1 pseudogene is annotated in these 436 nt (G+C 24.8%); it reads left to right on the top strand.

The window, feature by feature from the left end:
- Positions 1 to 436 (top strand): annotated as a pseudogene (locus ELQ04_RS08525) (motility associated factor glycosyltransferase family protein); the annotation flags it as partial.

The raw sequence follows: 436 nt of genomic DNA, 5'->3' as shown, positions 1-436 counted from the left end.
ATGACCTTCACCCCTACTCAAAAAGAACTTTTTAACAAAAACATTGAGGCTTTAAGCAATATTCTTTTAAAAGAAAGTTTAAAAGAAATTAAATCAAGTAAATTTGAACTTATCTTAGGTAAAGATAATCTAGATATCAATCTAAAAGATACAAGTATAAAAAATAATGGGGGGGGGTATAATGAAAATTTACTTTATCAAGATCCCATTAAAGAATTGCAAACTATGCTAAACACTTATAATGATAAATACCTACTTTATCCTGTATTGTATTTTTATGGTTTTGGAAATGGAATTTTATTTAAAGCTTTATTGCAAAATAAAAATCATCAACATATTGTTGTTTTTGAAAAAGATATAGAAATCATTTGGATAATGTTTCATATCTTAGATTTTTCAAATGAATTACAAAGTGCAAGATTGATGGTTTTGGAAA

Source organism: Campylobacter sp. CH278 (assembly GCF_004378845.1).
Taxonomy (GTDB): Bacteria; Campylobacterota; Campylobacteria; order Campylobacterales; family Campylobacteraceae; genus Campylobacter_D; species Campylobacter_D jejuni.
This window is presented reverse-complemented; position numbering and strand designations above follow the sequence as displayed.